Origin of the sequence: Pseudomonas kielensis, from assembly GCF_030505375.1 — a bacterium.
Classification (GTDB): Bacteria; Pseudomonadota; Gammaproteobacteria; order Pseudomonadales; family Pseudomonadaceae; genus Aquipseudomonas; species Aquipseudomonas kielensis.
This window is the reverse complement of record NZ_CP130043.1, coordinates 3,765,931-3,782,892: the sequence shown is the minus strand read 5'-3', so window position 1 is coordinate 3,782,892 and position 16,962 is coordinate 3,765,931. Positions and strand designations below refer to the sequence as shown.

Annotated in this window: 18 protein-coding genes; 7 read left to right on the top strand and 11 right to left on the bottom strand. The window is 61.0% G+C overall.

Going from position 1 to position 16,962, the window contains the following annotated elements; translation table 11 throughout:
- Window positions 1–26 precede the first annotated feature (26 nt).
- From Q1W70_RS17745 to Q1W70_RS17720, 6 genes are all read right to left on the bottom strand, one after another.
- Entirely contained in the window at window positions 27–1,358 is a 1,332-nt protein-coding gene (locus Q1W70_RS17745; protein ID WP_302098899.1) for an IS4 family transposase, read from the bottom strand.
- Window positions 1,359–1,475: 117 nt separating this feature from the next.
- Window positions 1,476–3,569 (bottom strand): LTA synthase family protein, encoded by a 2,094-nt coding sequence (locus Q1W70_RS17740; RefSeq protein ID WP_166593170.1) that lies wholly within the window; start codon window positions 3,567–3,569, stop codon window positions 1,476–1,478.
- A gap of 400 nt (window positions 3,570–3,969) precedes the next feature.
- A complete protein-coding gene (locus Q1W70_RS17735; RefSeq protein WP_095167976.1) occupies window positions 3,970–4,161 on the bottom strand; it encodes a PLDc N-terminal domain-containing protein in 192 nt (63 codons plus the stop codon).
- Between the two features lie 76 nt (window positions 4,162–4,237).
- Window positions 4,238–4,768: a hypothetical protein gene (locus tag Q1W70_RS17730; protein WP_095167974.1), complete on the bottom strand. Its 531-nt coding sequence runs from the start codon at window positions 4,766–4,768 to the stop codon at window positions 4,238–4,240.
- 91 nt (window positions 4,769–4,859) lie between these two features.
- On the bottom strand, window positions 4,860–5,378 hold the full coding sequence (locus Q1W70_RS17725) for an ankyrin repeat domain-containing protein (RefSeq protein WP_166593169.1): 519 nt from the start codon (window positions 5,376–5,378) through the stop codon (window positions 4,860–4,862).
- A 97-nt stretch (window positions 5,379–5,475) separates the two neighbouring features.
- Window positions 5,476–7,314, bottom strand: a complete 1,839-nt coding sequence (locus tag Q1W70_RS17720) for a long-chain-acyl-CoA synthetase (protein ID WP_166591614.1) — start codon at window positions 7,312–7,314, stop codon at window positions 5,476–5,478.
- A 407-nt stretch (window positions 7,315–7,721) separates the two neighbouring features.
- On the opposite strand from Q1W70_RS17720, the gene Q1W70_RS17715 reads away from it, so the two are divergent.
- A complete protein-coding gene (locus Q1W70_RS17715) occupies window positions 7,722–8,000 on the top strand; it encodes a DUF3509 domain-containing protein (RefSeq protein WP_095167968.1) in 279 nt (92 codons plus the stop codon).
- Window positions 8,001–8,063: 63 nt separating this feature from the next.
- Here the strand turns inward: Q1W70_RS17715 and Q1W70_RS17710 are convergent, their stop codons facing one another.
- The 4 genes from Q1W70_RS17710 to aroC all read right to left on the bottom strand — a co-directional run bounded on the left by Q1W70_RS17710 (window position 8,064) and on the right by aroC (window position 11,379).
- Window positions 8,064–8,330: a helix-turn-helix domain-containing protein gene (locus tag Q1W70_RS17710; protein WP_166591615.1), complete on the bottom strand. Its 267-nt coding sequence runs from the start codon at window positions 8,328–8,330 to the stop codon at window positions 8,064–8,066.
- Window positions 8,331–8,562: 232 nt separating this feature from the next.
- Window positions 8,563–9,108 carry an acireductone dioxygenase gene (locus Q1W70_RS17705; RefSeq protein ID WP_166591616.1) on the bottom strand — a complete coding sequence of 182 codons (546 nt, stop codon included), beginning with the start codon at window positions 9,106–9,108 and terminating at the stop codon, window positions 8,563–8,565.
- Window positions 9,105–10,259: an MFS transporter gene (locus tag Q1W70_RS17700; protein WP_166591617.1), complete on the bottom strand. Its 1,155-nt coding sequence runs from the start codon at window positions 10,257–10,259 to the stop codon at window positions 9,105–9,107. The genes Q1W70_RS17705 and Q1W70_RS17700 overlap by 4 nt, the downstream gene beginning before the upstream one ends.
- Window positions 10,260–10,287: 28 nt before the next feature.
- Window positions 10,288–11,379: a chorismate synthase gene (gene aroC / locus Q1W70_RS17695; protein ID WP_166591618.1), complete on the bottom strand. Its 1,092-nt coding sequence runs from the start codon at window positions 11,377–11,379 to the stop codon at window positions 10,288–10,290.
- A gap of 79 nt (window positions 11,380–11,458) precedes the next feature.
- Between aroC and Q1W70_RS17690 the strand changes: the two genes are divergently transcribed.
- Together Q1W70_RS17690 and Q1W70_RS17685 are read left to right on the top strand one after the other, a co-directional pair.
- Window positions 11,459–12,469, top strand: coding sequence for an alpha/beta hydrolase (locus Q1W70_RS17690; RefSeq protein WP_166591619.1), 1,011 nt, complete (start codon window positions 11,459–11,461; stop codon window positions 12,467–12,469).
- 97 nt (window positions 12,470–12,566) lie between these two features.
- A complete protein-coding gene (locus Q1W70_RS17685; RefSeq protein ID WP_166591620.1) occupies window positions 12,567–13,358 on the top strand; it encodes a hypothetical protein in 792 nt (263 codons plus the stop codon).
- A gap of 82 nt (window positions 13,359–13,440) precedes the next feature.
- On the opposite strand, the gene prmB is transcribed toward Q1W70_RS17685, so the two are convergent.
- The gene (gene prmB, locus Q1W70_RS17680) at window positions 13,441–14,349 is read right to left on the bottom strand and encodes a 50S ribosomal protein L3 N(5)-glutamine methyltransferase (protein ID WP_166591621.1); all 909 of its coding nucleotides are present in this window, start codon (window positions 14,347–14,349) and stop codon (window positions 13,441–13,443) included.
- A gap of 239 nt (window positions 14,350–14,588) precedes the next feature.
- On the opposite strand from prmB, the gene Q1W70_RS17675 reads away from it, so the two are divergent.
- The 4 genes from Q1W70_RS17675 (at window position 14,589) to folE (ending at window position 16,887) form a co-directional block, all read left to right on the top strand.
- Window positions 14,589–15,179 (top strand): cysteine hydrolase family protein, encoded by a 591-nt coding sequence (locus Q1W70_RS17675; RefSeq protein WP_166591622.1) that lies wholly within the window; start codon window positions 14,589–14,591, stop codon window positions 15,177–15,179.
- A gap of 131 nt (window positions 15,180–15,310) precedes the next feature.
- Entirely contained in the window at window positions 15,311–15,631 is a 321-nt protein-coding gene (locus Q1W70_RS17670; RefSeq protein ID WP_166591623.1) for a hypothetical protein, read from the top strand.
- Window positions 15,632–15,706: 75 nt separating this feature from the next.
- The gene (locus tag Q1W70_RS17665; protein ID WP_166591624.1) at window positions 15,707–16,264 is read left to right on the top strand and encodes a Smr/MutS family protein; all 558 of its coding nucleotides are present in this window, start codon (window positions 15,707–15,709) and stop codon (window positions 16,262–16,264) included.
- A gap of 77 nt (window positions 16,265–16,341) precedes the next feature.
- Window positions 16,342–16,887, top strand: coding sequence for a GTP cyclohydrolase I FolE (folE, locus tag Q1W70_RS17660; RefSeq protein WP_003204506.1), 546 nt, complete (start codon window positions 16,342–16,344; stop codon window positions 16,885–16,887).
- Window positions 16,888–16,962 lie beyond the last annotated feature (75 nt).

Below are 16,962 nucleotides of genomic sequence, written 5' to 3'. Positions count from 1 at the left end.
AAGAGGCCCGAACGGGCTAATGCCAGTCAGTTAAGCTGACTGGCATTTTTATTTTTGATCGGGTACTTCGGCGATTTCAGCCGAATCGCCCGAGGATAAACGCGCTCCTCCTGTCGATGAGGCAGGACGTAGTGGATAGCTGAAGCATGAAGCTCGGCCAGGTATTTGGGGATGTTCCCGGAACGATCAGCCGAGACACTGTTGATAAATCCGAGAATCGCCCAAGTGCAGGCGGTAAAGCTCATTTCGCACGGGTAAATACCGGGGCAGTGGCGACTCATTTCCACCATCTGATAGCGCAACAAGTTGTAGCCCAACAACACTCCCCATAATTCCTGCTCGATCATCTCGGGCGTTTTACTGCGCAACGTATAGCTGCTGTTGAGCAGCGTCTGTTTCATTTCCCGAAAGCCTAATTCGATCTCCCATCGCTGACTGTACAGTTCAACGATTTCGTCGGACGGGAAGCGCAGCGGGTCGGCCATTGAGGTCAGGATCTGACACACCTTTCCCTTGACGGTTTTGCTCAGCAGTCGCGCGGTCAGGCGCTCCGGCAGCCCCGGCCATTGTTTGCGGGCCTGTGGCGAAGTGCTTAACGAGACCACTGCATCCTGACGGCCCAAACGCTGAATCACTTCGTACTGCGCACCTTTGCGCAGTGGCATCAGCCAATGACGCTCGGTGCCTGCTTGCTGCCATTGGTGCAGTAAACCCAAGGAGTAGAAGCCTCGATCAAACAGCGTCAGCGAGTGATCCGGTGTGGTTTCGATCAGTTGCTCCGCCAGTTTCATTTCGTTGCTGCGATAGCCGTCAAACGCGCTGCCGATCAGTAAGTGACTGGTCAATTCCATTTGGCAAACCATGCGAACCTGAGGGAAACCAGTATCACCATGCTGGTTGCTGGCAGAGTCGTAACGCGCACGGTTTTGCGGTGTGTCGGGCGTACGCCAGACGAGGCCGTCGACACCCAGCAAGCGCAAACCGGCCCAAGTCGGATGACCGGCCGCCTCATGCCAGCTTTTCTGAGTCAGATGGAAGACTTGTCGTACAGCTTCGCTGCCCAATCTCTGACGAGCTTGGACTACGGCGCTGGGCGCCACCAACGGGCGCTGGCCTGGCAGCATGATGTTCATGCGGCTGACCACATCCCAGGCCGACATGCGCCGAAAAAAGGCCATGGAGATCACGCACCAAAGCATCATTTCCAGCGGTAAACGCCGCTTACGCAGGGTTGCTACGCCTGCCTGCTCAAGTGCCTGCTCGACCAAAGAGGGGTCGAGTAAGGAATCCAATCCCTCGATGGCGTTGGGGGTGGAGGCGATGTTGTGGGTCAGTTCCAGTGCCCGAGCGAGACGCATAAAAAATCCGATGCCAGTACAGGCATCGGATTTTGATTTCTTGCGGCCAAAGGTCAAGCGGGACGGCTTAACTGATCGGCATTACCCAAACGGGCCTCTTTTTTATTGCGCCAGGTGTTACTCCGGCGTGCCGTCGACCACACCAGCGGTGTTATCGATCAGGCTTTTGGTTGCCGTCTGCAGGAAGGCTTCCAGTTTCTGCTTCATCTCGGCGGTGCCCGGGGCATCCGGCACGATCTCGGCACGTGGATTGGCGCCCAGTTGGTACTGGTACATTTTCGGCGCCATGTCCTTCTCCTTCGGCAACACCAGGATCTGGTCCTGGGTGATGATCGCCGTGGTCTGCTCGCTACCCGAAGGTTTGATCACACCGAAGCCGGTGTCGCCCTGCGGCAGGTTGAGCAGGTCACGCCCCCAGCACTGGTGACGCACTTCGCCACCCAGGCGACCCATGATGGTCGGCACGATGTCGACCTGAGTCCCCACGGTGTGGTTCAGGGTACCGAACTTCTCCTGGATACCTGGCGCGATCATCAGCATCGGCACGTTGAAGCGGCCCAGGTCCATTTCGGTGATCTGGCGCTCGTTGCCAAATCCATGGTCGCCAACGATGACAAACAGGGTTTCCTTGAAGTACGGCTCCTTGCGGGCCTTCTCGAAGAACTGCCCCAGCGCCCAGTCGGAGTAGCGCATGGCGGTCAAGTGTTCGTTGAGGCTGCCACGACCGGTGACCGGCTCCACCGGCAACGGGGTCGGCAAGGCGTACGGGGTGTGGTTGGACAGGGTTTGCAGCAAGGCATAGAACGGCTTGCCGTTTTCACGCGCCTTGAGCTCCACCAGGCCACGGTCGAACATGTCCTGGTCGGACACGCCCCAGGTCGGGTCGGAGAACACTGGGTTGACGAAGTCGTTGCGGCCGACAAAGTTGGTCATGCCCTGGTTGCTGAAGAAGCCCGACTGGTTATCCCAGGCAAAGTCACCGTTGTAGACATACACGTCATCGAACTTGCGCGCACTGAGCAACTGCGGCAGGCCCGACAGCTTGTGGCTGCCTTCCGGGGTCTGCATCAGGTATTCGAAGCCCGGCAGGTTGGGGAAGCACGCCATGGTGGCGAACATGCCTTGGTGGGTGTGGGTGCCGTTGGAGAAGAAGCGGTCGAACAGCAGGCCTTCCTGGGACAGTTTGTCCAGGTACGGCGTGATGTTGCCCGGCGCGCCCAGCGCACCGACCGAGTGACCGGCCATGCTTTCCATCAGGATCACGACGACGTTCTTGATCGGCAGGGTCTTGTCGGCAGGCGGCAGGAAATCCCGGCGCACGGCAGCGCTGTCGGCATCCACCAGCTTCTCGTCCGGCATTACCAGCATGTCGCGCACGATCTGCTGCGCCTCAGGCTGCGGCAGGGTGGCTTTCCAGATGTTGTCACGGTCTTCGGACATACGGCTTTTCGCCGCAGCGACCAGTTGCAGGGTGCCGTTGAGGCCCAACTGGTTGGCGAAGTTGGAGTCGGTGGTGTACACGTCGCCCCAGCGCATTGGCGGGCCCTGACGCAGAGTGCCACGGGCCGCCGCGACACAGATCAGCAGGCAGACCATGAACACCGCGGTGCGGGTGTACCACGGCGCCACCTGACGGGTGCCGACGTTGCCGCCGCTGAACGGGCCGCGCGGACGGGTGGCACGGTCAGCACCCTTGAACGCCAGGCTCAGCAGCCAGGTGCCGACAACCCACGCCAGCAGGTAGCGCACCACCGGGAACCCGTACCAGAGCATGCTCATCACGGTCTTCGGGTCTTCCTTCACGTACTGGAAGACCAGGCCGTTGAGGCGCTGGTGGAACTCGCGGTAGAAGTCCATCTCCATCAGGCCGAGGAACAGCGCGATGCTCGAGACCACCGTCAGCCACAACCGGAACAGGCCACGGGCCGCCATCGCCCGTACGCTGAACAGCGACAGCAACAGCGGGATGCTGAGGTAGATCACCAGACGCAGGTCGAAACGCAGGCCATTGGCGAAAGCTTCGAGGAACGTCGAAGCCGGTGTGTCAAGAATCATCTCCCGGTTGTACACCAGCAACGCCAGGCGCAGCAGGGAGAGCATCACCATCATGACCAGGGCGCAGAGTAGCGTGTACGCCAGATGGGATTTGACGGTCGGTTGCAGCAAGCGATTCGAAGCTCGCTGCTGATTCAGGGCGTCCGTGTTTGCCATGTCGTTTTAGGACCCATTGGAAGTTGAAGTTACAAGAAGTAGCGGCGCCCAGGTCTTCTTATTGCCATGCCTTGCGGAAAATGGCCGGGACCCTGCGCGGAGCACAAATGTTGCACGATCACCCACGGCATTGCCATTGATTACTCGCAAGCACAGGCGGGACGAGAGCCGGGGATGAAAATCAAGCGGGCGAATTGTCTTGGAGCGGTTGTGAAAATTTCGTGCAAAGCATATCTGGAAACACAAAATAGGTACTACGAGCTAACCTGGTCCTGCAGCAGCTGCCGAAGGCTGCGTTGGGTTGCGCAGCCTTCGGCGGTAGTGCCAAGTTGAATGAACGTCCTGCGGCCGTTGACGCCGCCTCGCGCTGCTCGACAGTTGCTACGGTCGTTGAGGGGGGCTATAGGCGCACGTTGCCCCGGGGGCCGGCGATGGCCCAGATGATCAGGCCCAGTACCGGCAGCAGCAGGATCAGCAGTATCCAGACGATTTTCATCCCGGTTTGCGCGCCGCTCTTGAGCACGTTGATGATCGCCCAGATATCCAGCGCCAGGATAATCAGGCCAACCAGGCCGTTAAAGGTGGAACCCATGGTGTTGCTCCCAATAGAAGGCATTCCCCCCTTAGGATAGCCGGCTCCCGGGAGGGTTCCGTTTTATTGCTGCGAGTTAGACGTGCACGGCTACCTTCAGTGCTTCCAGGGACGGCGCCGCATTGATCCCGACCTCGGCACACAACTCCAGGACCCGCGCCACGTCGTTGCCGTACACCAGCACGAGCTGGATCTCATCGTCGAGCAATTGGCTGAAGTTGAGCAGCGTGTAACCGCCGTTCTCCGGGTTCATGCTGCCCATCTGGATCTGGATCCGGTTGAGCGCGGTCAGCGCCTCGGTCTTGGCCAGTTGCTTGGGCTTGATGTTGAACGCCACGCCGGGGCCGAACGAGGCAACGATCTGCTCGAACAGGTCCATGTAAGTGTCGGCCTGGAACAGCACGGTGTCCGGCAGGCTGCCGACCACCACCCACTCACCCAACGCAATCGGGAACGTGTCGTCGTAGTTGATGTCCGGGTTGGCCGCCAGGAAGGCCTCGGGGTCGGCGTACGCCTGCGCCGCCTCATCGGCGATCTGCACGATTTGCGCGTCGCTCATGCAGCCGGAGCTGATTTTACTGATGAGTTCGATGAGTGCGGCTTTCATGGCAGATCCTGTAGCGAGGGAGATTTTCGGCCGCGAAGGATAGCGTATTTACCGGTAATTATTCAGCGAAGCTTGCGACCCCACCCCGTTATCAAGCGAGGATCTTCTCCAACTGCGCCGTAGTATCCGCCGCGCCCATGGTCTTGGCCGCGTCCAGCGCGGTGATGCCATTGGCGTCCTTGGCCTTGGGATCGGCGCCCTTGCCAATCAGGTAGTCGACGATGGCTGTGCGGTTGAACATCGCGGCCATCATCAACGCGGTCCGGCCATCAAAGGACGAACCTTCGATCTGCGCCCCGCCGTCGACCAGTGCCGTCACCACCGCCAGGTCACCCTTGAACGCCGCCCCGGCAATCGGGCTTTGGCCGTTGTCGTTGCGAATCTGCGGATCGGCCTTATGTTCCAGCAGCACTTTCACCGCATCGACATGCCCGTGGTAAGCCGCCAGCATCAACAGGGTATCGCCCTTGTGATTGCGCAGATTCGGCGGCAAGCCCTTGCTCAACAGCGCCGCGAGCATGGCTGCATCGCCTTCACGGGCCTTGTTGAAAACCTGCTCGGCAAAGTCCGCGGCTTCTTCCGGGGTCATCTGGCGGGGTTGGTCTGACATTGGTGACTCCACATTCGGTCAATCGATAAGCCGCTAGTGTCCGCAAGCGGCCTGCCCCCTGTCACCCCTTTTTTCTCTCACGCCACCATAGCCACAATCAATAACGGAACTTGCCGCCGTGGATATCCGCCAGTACCTGCTCGGTGATCTGCACGTAGGTGTCGGAACCCGGCAGCCAGGCGTAGATCGGATCGTCGCCGGTCTTGCCGGGGTCGAAGGCTTCGTCCTTGAGGCGGGTCTTCTGGTACTTGAAGGTCCCGGTGGTTTCCATTTTGACTTTTACCCGCAGGAACAGCGGCACCGCGTAGGCCGGCATCTGCTCGCGGGCAAAACTCAGCAGCTCAGTGAAATCCAGGGTCGCCAGGGATTCGGCCGGGGTGATCGCCGCCATGCCTGCACGCCCGTTGGTGTTGCTGATCTCCACGCCATAGGCCACCGCCTCGGCGATATGCGGGTGCTGCAGCAGGATGTTCTCGACCTCGGTGGTGGAGACGTTCTCGCCCTTCCAGCGATAGGTGTCGCCCAGCCGGTCAACGAACTGGGCGTGACCAAAACCGATATTGCGCAGCAAGTCACCGGTATTGAAGTAACGGTCACCCTTTTCGAACACATCGTGCAGCACCACTTTTTCGGTCTTTTGCGGGTCGGTGTAGCCGTCCAGCGGTGCCTTGTCGTCGATCTTCGCCAGTAACAGGCCTTGCCGGCCCTTGCCGACTTTCTGCATGAAGCCGGCGCTGTTGCGTAGCGGCGCTCCACTGTCATGGGCGTACTCGACCAGTTCCCAGGACATCAACGAAAAACCGATGGTGTTGTCGAAGTTGAGGATGTTGCTGAAACCTATGTTGCCGTCACTGGCGGCGTACAGCTCACAGATATGGTTGACCGCAAAACGCTCCTTGAACTCGCTCCACACGCCGGGACGCAAACCGTTGCCAATCATCTTCACGACCGCTTGATCCCGGTCGTTGGTGGCCGGCGGCTGGTCGATCAGGTAGCGGCACAACTCGCCCACGTAACCGATGGTCGTGGCCTGGTACTTGCGCACATCGTTCCAGAACTGGCTGGCGCTGAACTTGCGTCTGATGGCGAACCCCGAGGCACCGCAGATGGCTGAGCCCCAGCACACACACAGCCCCGTGGCGTGGTACAGCGGCAAGGTGCAATAGACGACGTCGTCCGGGCTCATATCCAGGGCGATCATGCCGAAGCTGGCGCTGCTGCGCATCCAGCGCCCGTGCTTGAAGACCCCGGCCTTGGGCAACCCGGTGGTGCCGGAGGTATAGATGTAAAAGCACGGGTCGTCGAGAAACACCTGCTGGCTGCTGGGCGGGTTGTCACTGGCGCAATCGACACACTCGGCCATCAGGTTGCGCAAGCCCTCTGGCGCCTCACCGCTTTGCCGCGAGCAATCCTGGTCGGCCACCCACCAGGTGCGGGTTTCGTCGATGGCCACCTGCTGGCGAATCGCCGAATAGGCCTGGACCAACTCCCCGCCGACGACGATGGCCGCCGGCTTCACCAGGTTGACACTGTGCAACAGCGCTTGCTGGGTTTGCGAAGTATTGAGCATGGCGCTGATGGCGCCGACCTTGGCCACCGCCAGCACCGTCACCAGCAGTTCCGGACGGTTCTCGATGAACACCCCGACCACGTCGCCCTTGCCGATGCCCTGGGCCAACAGGTGATGAGCGATACGGTTGGCCCACTGGTTGACCTGTGCATAAGTCAACGACACGCTGCCGTGCAGCAAGGCGGGGCCATCAGGGTTACGAACTGTCGCCTGTTCGAAGGTGAACGCCAGGCCACAAGGCTGGTCCGGCTGTTTGACATTGGCTAGCTTGAGGCCCTTGGCCACCCGGGGCAGGGCTTTGATGATCGACGGCAACTTACGGAGCATCATGCTCCAGGTAATCGTGTCGTGGTGCGTGCTGCTCATGGTTGCTCCCGTTCGGCCCTCTGCGGCGGGCCGGTATTGTTATTGTCGGGCGAACATGCAATCGAGGTGTTCGGGCAACTTCATCCCTGTATGAGACACAACGGAAAACCTCTGCTTAACGGCAAAAAAGTACGCCAGGGGTTCTGTCGCTGTACACGCGGTTTTTGAAATGTTTTGTATCCGGCCCTCGCCCACTGCCGGGGCCGCCCAGCGCGCTCGCCCACGGCGGCACACTCTCGCAAAATGCAGGATGCACGATGGCCATTCATGCAGAATGCACGAATCCGAAAAATTCACTTTATCGTATGTGCTTGATTTATAAGTGATTTTTAAAAAAACAATACTGGCACAATCGCTGCAACTACCCCTCCATGCTTGCCATTCATGTGCACACGGAGCTGATAGACATGAGCCTGATCCAAGAAAAATTCACTTCCTTGTTCTCCAACTTCGACGTCACCACCCAGGCACGCCCGGATGGCGGCATTCTGCTGACCTTGCGCAGCAGCGAAGGCAAAGTCTTCAAGCGCTCGATTTCCTACGCCCAATTGCATGCTGGCGATCAACTGTCCTGGGTGATCAGCGCAATTCGTCGCGACCTGGCAGAACAGGCCAGTGAGTTGCCACAAATTTCCATGCTGCAGAGCCAACAACGCTTTGCCCTGCCGACCTATCACTCAATGTGATCGAGCGGGTTCGTTGCCAGACATCCCTGGGCCACCTGACACACCGTCAGGTGGCCCTTTTTTTCAGCGCAACATGCCGCGTTTGGCCGCCTCCCCCACCGCTTGCGCACGATTGCTGACCTGCAGCTTGGCGTAGATATTGGCCAGGTGATATTTCACCGTGGCCTGGGAAATCGAGCGGATCACACTGATTTCCCACACGGTCTTGCCGCGCTTGGCCCAGTGCAGGATCTCCAACTCCTTCTCGCTCAGCGGCTTGCCTGCCCGATCCGGACGCCGGCGCTTGACTGGCTTGCTCCCCGGCCCGGCGTCGCCCGTTGCACTGTCCATTACCTTTCTCCTGGTGATCGTCCATGCCCTGCGCTCGGACGGCGATCGTCCGGGCCAGTGGTTGGGTGTCAGAAAGAAAGAGTTACATAGAGGGCGGATTAAACAAGCGCATCAACGCTGAATCAGTCTTCACTGACTCAGCAATAGGCAACGTCCTACGCACAGTGCAAGGAAGGCCCGGATGGCGCACTGCGCCAGCGTTTAATCGCCTGTAGCGCATCCGGTCGGCTGTTTAATCTTCCAGCCGTGGGAAGTGCCCGGCGATGCCACCTGGGGTGATGCGGGCCCGTGGTTCCAGGGCATTGCTGAACAGGCCGATGGCCACGAAGTGCGGTCGCTCGCCCCCATCGAACCAGTGCCGGGTACCGGCAGGCACCAGGATCAGGTCGTTTTTCTCGCAGAGTACGGCGTACACATAATCGTCGATGTGCAGATTGAACTGGCCGCGTCCGGCGACAAAGAACCGTACCAGGTCCTCGTCAAAGTGCTGTTCTTCGAAAAGCCCGGCATGGGGTTCGGCGTGGGGTGACTGTTCGCTGCTGACACTGGTGACTTGCACCCCCAGGTAACCGCGCGCGGTCATCAACTGGTCGATCGGCCCTTGATAGGCGGCCACCAACTCTTCATCGCTGGCGCCCGGTTGCAGCTTCGCCGTCGCTTGCCAACGGTCGAACCTGACCCCCTGTTCTGCCAGGGTCGCGGTGATGTCGTCGAAGTGGGTCAGGACCTTGTTCGGCAGGTCCGGGCTTGAAACGTGGTAAACCGACAGGCTGCTCATTTCGGCAACTCCTCTTGCATGCGTGAGGCAATGATAACGGCTGCAGCCAGCGCGGCGAGGCTTGCAATACTAAAGGTGAAGGTGGCGCCCAGGGCATTCCAGCTGTAGCCGGCGTACAACGCCCCCAGCGCCCCCCCGGTGCCGGCCAGTGCCGCGTAGAGCGCCTGGCCCTGACCCTGCTGGCGCGGGCCGAAACTGCGCTGGACAAAATGAATGGCCGCGGCGTGAAAACTGCCAAACGTGGCCGCGTGCAGGACCTGCGCGAACAGCAGCACCCAGAGAAACTCGGCGAACGAGCCCAGCAGCAGCCAGCGCAACGCGGCCAGCAGGAAGCTGGCCAGCAGCACCCGGCGCACCGAAAACCGCGCCAGGATCCGGCTCATGAACAGGAACATCAAGACTTCCGCGACCACGCCCACGGCCCAGAGCATGCCGATCACTCCACGGCTGTAGCCCAGGCGCTCCAGGTGCAGGGTCAGGAAGGTGTAGTACGGCCCGTGGCTGAGCTGCATCAGGCCCACGCAGGCATAAAATGCCAGTACCCCCGGGCTGCGCAATTGCTTGACGAAGCCCTCCCCCGCCAGCCGGCTGCCAGGCGCTGGCTGGGCGTTGGGCACCCACAGGCTGCTGATGATGATCCCGGCCATGATCACCACCAGGGTTACCGGGTAGATGTCCAGGCTCAACCATTCGAACAGCCGCCCCAGTGCAACCACCGCGATAATGAAGCCAATCGAACCCCACAAGCGGATCTGGCTGTAGCGCGACGCCTGGCCTTGCAGGTGCGCGAGGGTGATCACTTCGAACTGGGGCAGCACGGCGTGCCAGAAAAAAGCGTGCAGGGCCATGACCATGGCCAGCCAGGCGTAGCTTTTGCTGACGAAGATCAGGCAGAACGTCAGCAGCGTACAGACCGCGCCAAAACGCACGATGGCCAGCCGCCGGCCCGTGTAGTCACCCAGCCAGCCCCAGATATTGGGCGCGACGCAGCGCATCAGCATGGGGATCGCCACCAGCTCGCCGATGCGCGCAGGCGAAAACCCCAGGTGGTCGAAGTACAGCGCCAGGAAAGGCGCTGTCGAACCGAGCAAGGCGAAATAGAACAGATAAAAGCTGGAAAGCCGCCAGTACGGGAGCGCCGCCACGGCCATCAGACCGCGGCGACGTCAGGGCCGGGCTTCACAGCTGGCCCAACACCGGGGTACTGACGCGCACGTCGGCGTTTTGCCCGCGATGGCGCAGCAGATGGTCCATCAACACAATGGCCATCATCGCTTCGGCAATCGGCGTGGCACGGATGCCGACGCACGGGTCGTGGCGGCCCTTGGTGATCACGTCCACCGGGTTGCCGTGGACATCGATCGAACGGCCCGGGGTGGTGATGCTCGACGTTGGCTTGAGCGCCAGGTGGGCGACGATCGGCTGGCCGGAAGAAATGCCCCCGAGGATGCCGCCAGCGTTGTTGCTGAGGAAACCTTGTGGGGTCAGCTCGTCGCGGTGTTCGGTGCCGCGCTGGGCGACACTGGCGAACCCGGCGCCGATTTCCACGCCCTTGACCGCGTTGATGCTCATCAGCGCATGGGCCAGCTCGGCATCGAGGCGGTCGAAGATCGGCTCACCCAGGCCCGGCTTCACGCCTTCGGCGACCACGGTGATCTTGGCGCCGACCGAATCCTGGTCACGGCGCAGCTGATCCATGTAGGCCTCGAGCTCCGGCACCTTGTCCGGGTCGGCGCTGAAGAACGCGTTCTGCTCCACCGACTCCCAGCTCTTGAACGGGATTTCGATCGGGCCCAACTGGCTCATGTAGCCGCGAATCACGATGCCCTGGGTGGCCAGGTACTTTTTCGCAATCGCCCCGGCCGCCACGCGCATGGCGGTTTCGCGCGCGGAACTGCGACCGCCGCCGCGGTAATCGCGTTCGCCGTATTTGTGGTGGTAGGTGTAGTCGGCGTGGGCCGGGCGGAACAGATCCTTGATCGCCGAGTAGTCCTTGGACTTCTGGTCGGTATTGCGGATCAGCAGGCCAATGGCGCAGCCAGTGGTACGGCCTTCGAACACGCCGGAGAGGATTTCCACCTCGTCGGCTTCCTGGCGCTGGGTGGTGTGGCGGCTGGTGCCTGGCTTGCGTCGGTCGAGATCGCGCTGCAGGTCGTCCAGGGACAACTCAAGACCCGGCGGGCAGCCGTCGACAATGGCGACCAACGCCGGACCATGGCTTTCGCCCGCGGTGGTGACAGTGAACAGCTTGCCGTAGGTATTGCCGGACATGCAGGGCGCTCCGTGAAATCGCTGAACTAAGTGCGCGCCAGTATACGCAGGCTCACTCAGTAGTTCATCCTCGAACCTTATGGGTGCCTGCGAGTCCAACCGACACCTTGTGAATGATGGCGTGATGATGCTGCGAGTTATAGCCTTGAGCCTTACCCTGATGACCGGTCTGTTGTGCAACTTCGCGCAGGCCACGGTCCTGCAACGCCCGGTCAGCCTGGATACCGGCAGCGGCGAGCTGTTTGGCTCGATGCTGCTGCCCAAGTCCGACACCCCGGTACCGGTGGTCCTGATCATTTCCGGTTCAGGCCCCACCGACCGCAACGGCAATAACCCCGAGGGCGGCAACAACGATAGCCTCAAGCGCCTGGCCTGGGTGCTGGCCAAACACAATATCGCCAGCGTGCGCTATGACAAGCGCGGCGTGGCGGCGAGCCTGGCGGCCACCCCGGACGAGCGCAACCTGACCCTGGAGGCCTATGTGGCCGACGCCGTGGCCTGGGGCAAGCAACTCAAGAGCGACCCACGCCTGGGGCCACTGATTCTGCTGGGGCACAGCGAAGGGGCATTGGTGGCCACCCTCGCCGCCCCCCAGGTGGACGCCGCCGGCCTGATTTCCCTGTCCGGCAGCGCCCGTCCCGTGGACCAGGTGCTGCGCCAACAACTGAGCCATCGCCTGCCGCCCCAGTTGCTGCTGCGCAGCAATGAACTGCTGGACAGCCTCAAGGCCGGCCAAGTGGACACCGATGTGCCCCCTGCGCTGCAAGTGATCTTCCGCCCCAGTGTTCAGCCTTACCTGATCAGCCTGTTCCGCCAGGACCCGGCCGCCGCTTTCGCCCGCGTGAAAATCCCCGCGCTGATCGTCCAGGGCAGCAACGACATGCAGGTCGGTGTCGGGGACGCGCAAATGCTCAAGGCTGCCAAGCCCGACGCCCAGTTGGCCGTGATCGAGGGCATGAACCACGTGATGCGCATCGTGCCCAACGACATCAAGCGCCAGGTGGCGTCCTACAAGGATCCGCAACTGCCACTGGCGGCAGAACTCGGCACCCGGATCCTCGGCTTTATTGATGCCATTGCTCGAAGTTAGCCCGGTTTTACCCTCCAGTCCTGCGCAAATCGGCCGATAAGCCAATGTCGACAGCCCATTGTCTGTCGACACGCAGCTTGGACAGGATCTCGCCGTTATGACTGATACCCATAAATCACCCGACACCACGCCCGACACCACAACCCCGGAAGCGGCGGAACTGCCGTGGGCGGACGTTGCGGCCGAGCACCGGCGGATGCTGCGCCTGGCGCCACTGAAAACCGACCGCAGCACCGGGGGACGGCCGCTGCGCTTTGTCGAGTTCGGCTATGCCGAGCGTAACAACAAGGAGCGCAGCCTGTTGCGCATGAGCATCACGCTCCCGGGCCAGCGGGTGCGCAAGGAGCAGAACCACCTGGACGTCTGGGTTGACCACGAACAGCGTCGCGTGCACTTCGGCCCCGACAGCGGTGTACAGATAGAACCGATGAACCGTGGCATCGGGCGCTTTCTCGCGGCCCAGGGCATTACCTGGGCGAAGAAAAAGTGGGCGAGCTACAGCTTTGATGCCATGGATCTGAGCAACAAGGATGCCCTGGTCGAAGACACCCGCCTGCGCCGCGACCACTTTTTGCGCGTGCATGGTTTTGACGTGGTCTACGCCGACGCCCAGCATTTGAAAGGCAGCGTCAAGGCCGGCAAGGTCGCAGACCTGCTGGGCGACTGGAACACCGAGAAGCTGCAGTTCGTGGAAATCCTCGAAGCCGCGCAGATGTTGCAGCAGGCCGAGCAGAATCTGGCCGAACAGGAAGTCAAACTGCAGAAACAGGAAGAAACCGTCAGCAAATTCAAACGCGAAGAAACCGGACTGCGCTTCACCATTACTTGCCTGGTGGCGTTTTCAGTGTTCCAGGCCGGTTTGCTGATCTGGATTGCGACGCACCGCTGAGTACCGGAATGCCACTTGTCGGCGCCGGTCTGTAGGAGCAAGGCTTGCTCCTACAGGAATCGGACCGATACCTGGGAACGGGTCAGGTCCGCGAGGCAAACAGCGCCTGGTGCTCACGGCATTGCTCGGCACTGAGCATGAACACACCGTGGCCGCCGCGCTCGAACTCCAGCCAGGCGAAATCGACTTCCGGGTACAGCGCCTCGACGTGTACCTGGCTGTTGCCCACCTCGACAATCAGCAAGCCTTTCTCGTTCAGGTGATCGGCCGCCTGCGCCAGCATGCGCCGCACCAGGTTCAGACCGTCTTCGCCACAGGCCAGACCCAGTTCCGGCTCGTGCTGGAACTCGTCCGGCATATCGGCAAAGTCTTCGGCATCCACGTAAGGTGGATTGGACACGATCAGATCGAAACGCTGACCAGGCAACCCGTCGAAGCCATCGCCCTGGACCGTGTACACCCGCTCATCGACGCCATGTCGCTCGATGTTCTGGTTGGCCACCTCAAGGGCTTCGAACGACAAGTCCGCCAGCACCACTTCAGCGTCCTGGAACTCATAGGCACAGGCGATACCGATGCAACCGGAGCCCGTGCACAGGTCGAGAATGCGCGCCGGCTCGCTGTCCAGCCAGGGGGCGAAGCGTTTTTCGATCAGTTCGCCAATCGGTGAACGCGGGATCAACACGCGCTCATCGACGATGAACGACATGCCGCAGAACCAGGCCTCGCCCAGCAGGTAGGCGGTGGGGATGCGGTCTTCGATACGACGCTTGAGCAACCGCTGCAGGTTGACCAGTTCGTCGTCTTCGAGCGCGCAGTCCAGGTAGCTGTCGGCAATTTCCCACGGCAGGTGCAACGCCCCCAGCACCAGTTGACGGGCTTCATCCCAGGCGTTGTCGGTCCCATGGCCGAAAAACAGATCCTCCCCATGAAAACGGCTGACTGCCCAACGAATGTGGTCGCGCAAGGTGCGCAGACGGGAAGTGATCACGGGGTAAACTCCTGAAAAAACGACCGGGGATTCTAACAGCCTTAACCTGCCCCGACGATCAATGAAAAAAACCCCGGACGAATGTAGGATTTATCCGCTTTTTCAGCTTTTGGTTGAACATCCGGTCAGCTCTTGACAGGCTGCAGCCCAGCAACGACGGTGCCTACGATGGTAGCGATTCACAGAAGCGCTCAGCCAGAGGACAATGTCGCAAAAGCCCCACTCGAAGGAGCCCCAGAATGTCCGTTCCAAAGACGATGTTTCAACTCAGCGGTCGTGGTTACGCGCCAGCCAATCTGGCCCACGCGACACTGGTGATCATCGATGCACAAAAAGAATACCTCAGCGGCCCGCTGGCTCTGACCGGCATGGCCGAGGCTGTGGCCAACATCCAGCAATTGCTCACAGCGGCCCGGGCCGCGGGGCGGCCGATCGTCCATGTGCATCACCTGGGCACCGTCGGCGGCCTGTTCGACCCCCAGGGCGAGCGCGGTGAGTTCATTCCCGGCCTCGAACCCCTGAGCGACGAAACCATCATCGGTAAACTGCTGCCCAGCGCATTCCACGGCACGCCCCTGGAAAAACGCCTGCAGGACCTTGGCTCCCTGGACCTGATCGTCTGCGGCTTCATGAGTCACTCCAGCGTCAGCACCACCGTGCGTGCCGCCAAGAACCTGGGCTTTCGCTGCACCCTGGTCGAAGACGCCTGCGCCACCCGGGACCTGCCCTACAAAGGCGGCGTGCTCACTGCCGAGCATGTCCAGCAGACCGAAATGGCGATCATGGCCGACAACTTCGCCACCCTCGCCCAGACCCGGGACCTGATCTGATCGCCCGCCGATGAGCGGCGACTATCGCCGCTCATCCGCAAAAGACTCTCATTTCCTATAATTGCCTTAGCCTCAGGAACAACCCGGTCAACTCCCGGTCGAAGGGCCGATACCCATTGAGGAAGGTCGGAATGAAGATATCCGATGGATTTGACGCTCGCCGCTTGCGCCCCAAAGGACCACGCAACTGGCGTTATCGTTTCGGCGCTGCATTCGCCGCCCTGCTCGCCACCCTCGGTGTGCTGCTGGCAATGGCCGGTGCTGCCAGCCTGCTGGGCCGTCCGCCCGCGCTGGGCGAACTGAACGCCAGCCCGCTGGGCTCGACGATCATTCTGGCGATTGGCCTGTTAGTACTCTACCTGGGGGTCGCGTTCTGGCGTCGCTGCCGTCGCCGCATGCGTCAACCTCGCGAGCTGAACATGGCCCCGCATTTGATGAAAAAGCATGACTGAGTCGCGCGCGACGCGTTTTGCCGCGCCCGATTCACCTCGACTTGGGTAAACTGGCCGCCCTTCGCGGAGGCTGACATGCAAGACGACGATTTTTCCCTGTTCAAAAGTGCGATCCAAGGCGTCAAGCCGATCAAGCACGACCGCGCCGAAACCGGCAAGCCCAAGGCTGACCGCGCGCAGATTGCCAAGCTGCGCCAGGCAGCGACCATCCGTACCGACGTGGCGGCTGTGGACGGCCTGTCCGACCAGTTCGTGATCGATGTCGGCCCGGAAGACGAGTTGATGTGGGCACGTGACGGGGTCCAGGAAAGCCAGATGCGCAAGCTCAAGATCGGGCAGATCCCGTTCGAAGGCAGCCTCGACCTGCACGGCATGAACGTGGAAAAGGCCCGCGAGACGCTCTGGGCATTTCTCGCCGAAGCAACAAAATTCGAAATCCGCTGCGTGCGCGTGACCCACGGCAAGGCCGTGCGCCTGGACGGCAAGCGCCCGATGATCAAAAGCCACGTCAACACCTGGCTGCGCCAGCATTCACAGGTCCTGGGCTTCACCTCCTGCCAGGCCAGGCACGGCGGCGCCGGTGCGGTGTATGTGATGCTCAAACGAACCATGATGGAAGGCCGCGACGAGTAAAGCTGATGCATCACGCTTGCAGCGCCGTGTCCGCCACCGTACCCTTGCCCTTTGCGTAAAATCCCACAGGTAGTTTCATGTCCCTGGAACAGAATTACACCGCGATTCTCGGCCAACTGGGCGAGGACGTGTCCCGCGAGGGCCTGCTCGACACGCCAAAGCGTGCCGCCAAAGCCATGCAGTACCTTTGCCGCGGTTATGAACAGACACTTGAAGAAGTCACCAACGGTGCCTTGTTCAGCTCCGACAACAGCGAAATGGTACTGGTCAAGGACATCGAGCTTTACTCGTTGTGCGAACACCACCTGCTGCCTTTCATCGGCAAGGCGCACGTCGCCTATATTCCGAGTGGCAAGGTACTGGGCCTGTCGAAAGTCGCGCGGATCGTCGATATGTACGCCCGTCGCCTGCAGATCCAGGAAAACCTCAGCCGCCAGATCGCCGATGCGGTGCAGCAAGTCACCGGCGCCCTGGGCGTTGCGGTGGTGATCGAGGCCAAGCACATGTGCATGATGATGCGCGGTGTGGAGAAACAGAATTCGTCGATGATCACTTCGGTGATGCTGGGTGAGTTCCGCGAAAATGCGGCCACCCGCAGCGAGTTTCTCAGCCTGATCAAGTAATACGCGGCCCCTGGAAAACCGGCGTTCATCGCCGGTTTTTTTTCGTCGGTGAAAAATCAGGTAAGCTGCGCGCCA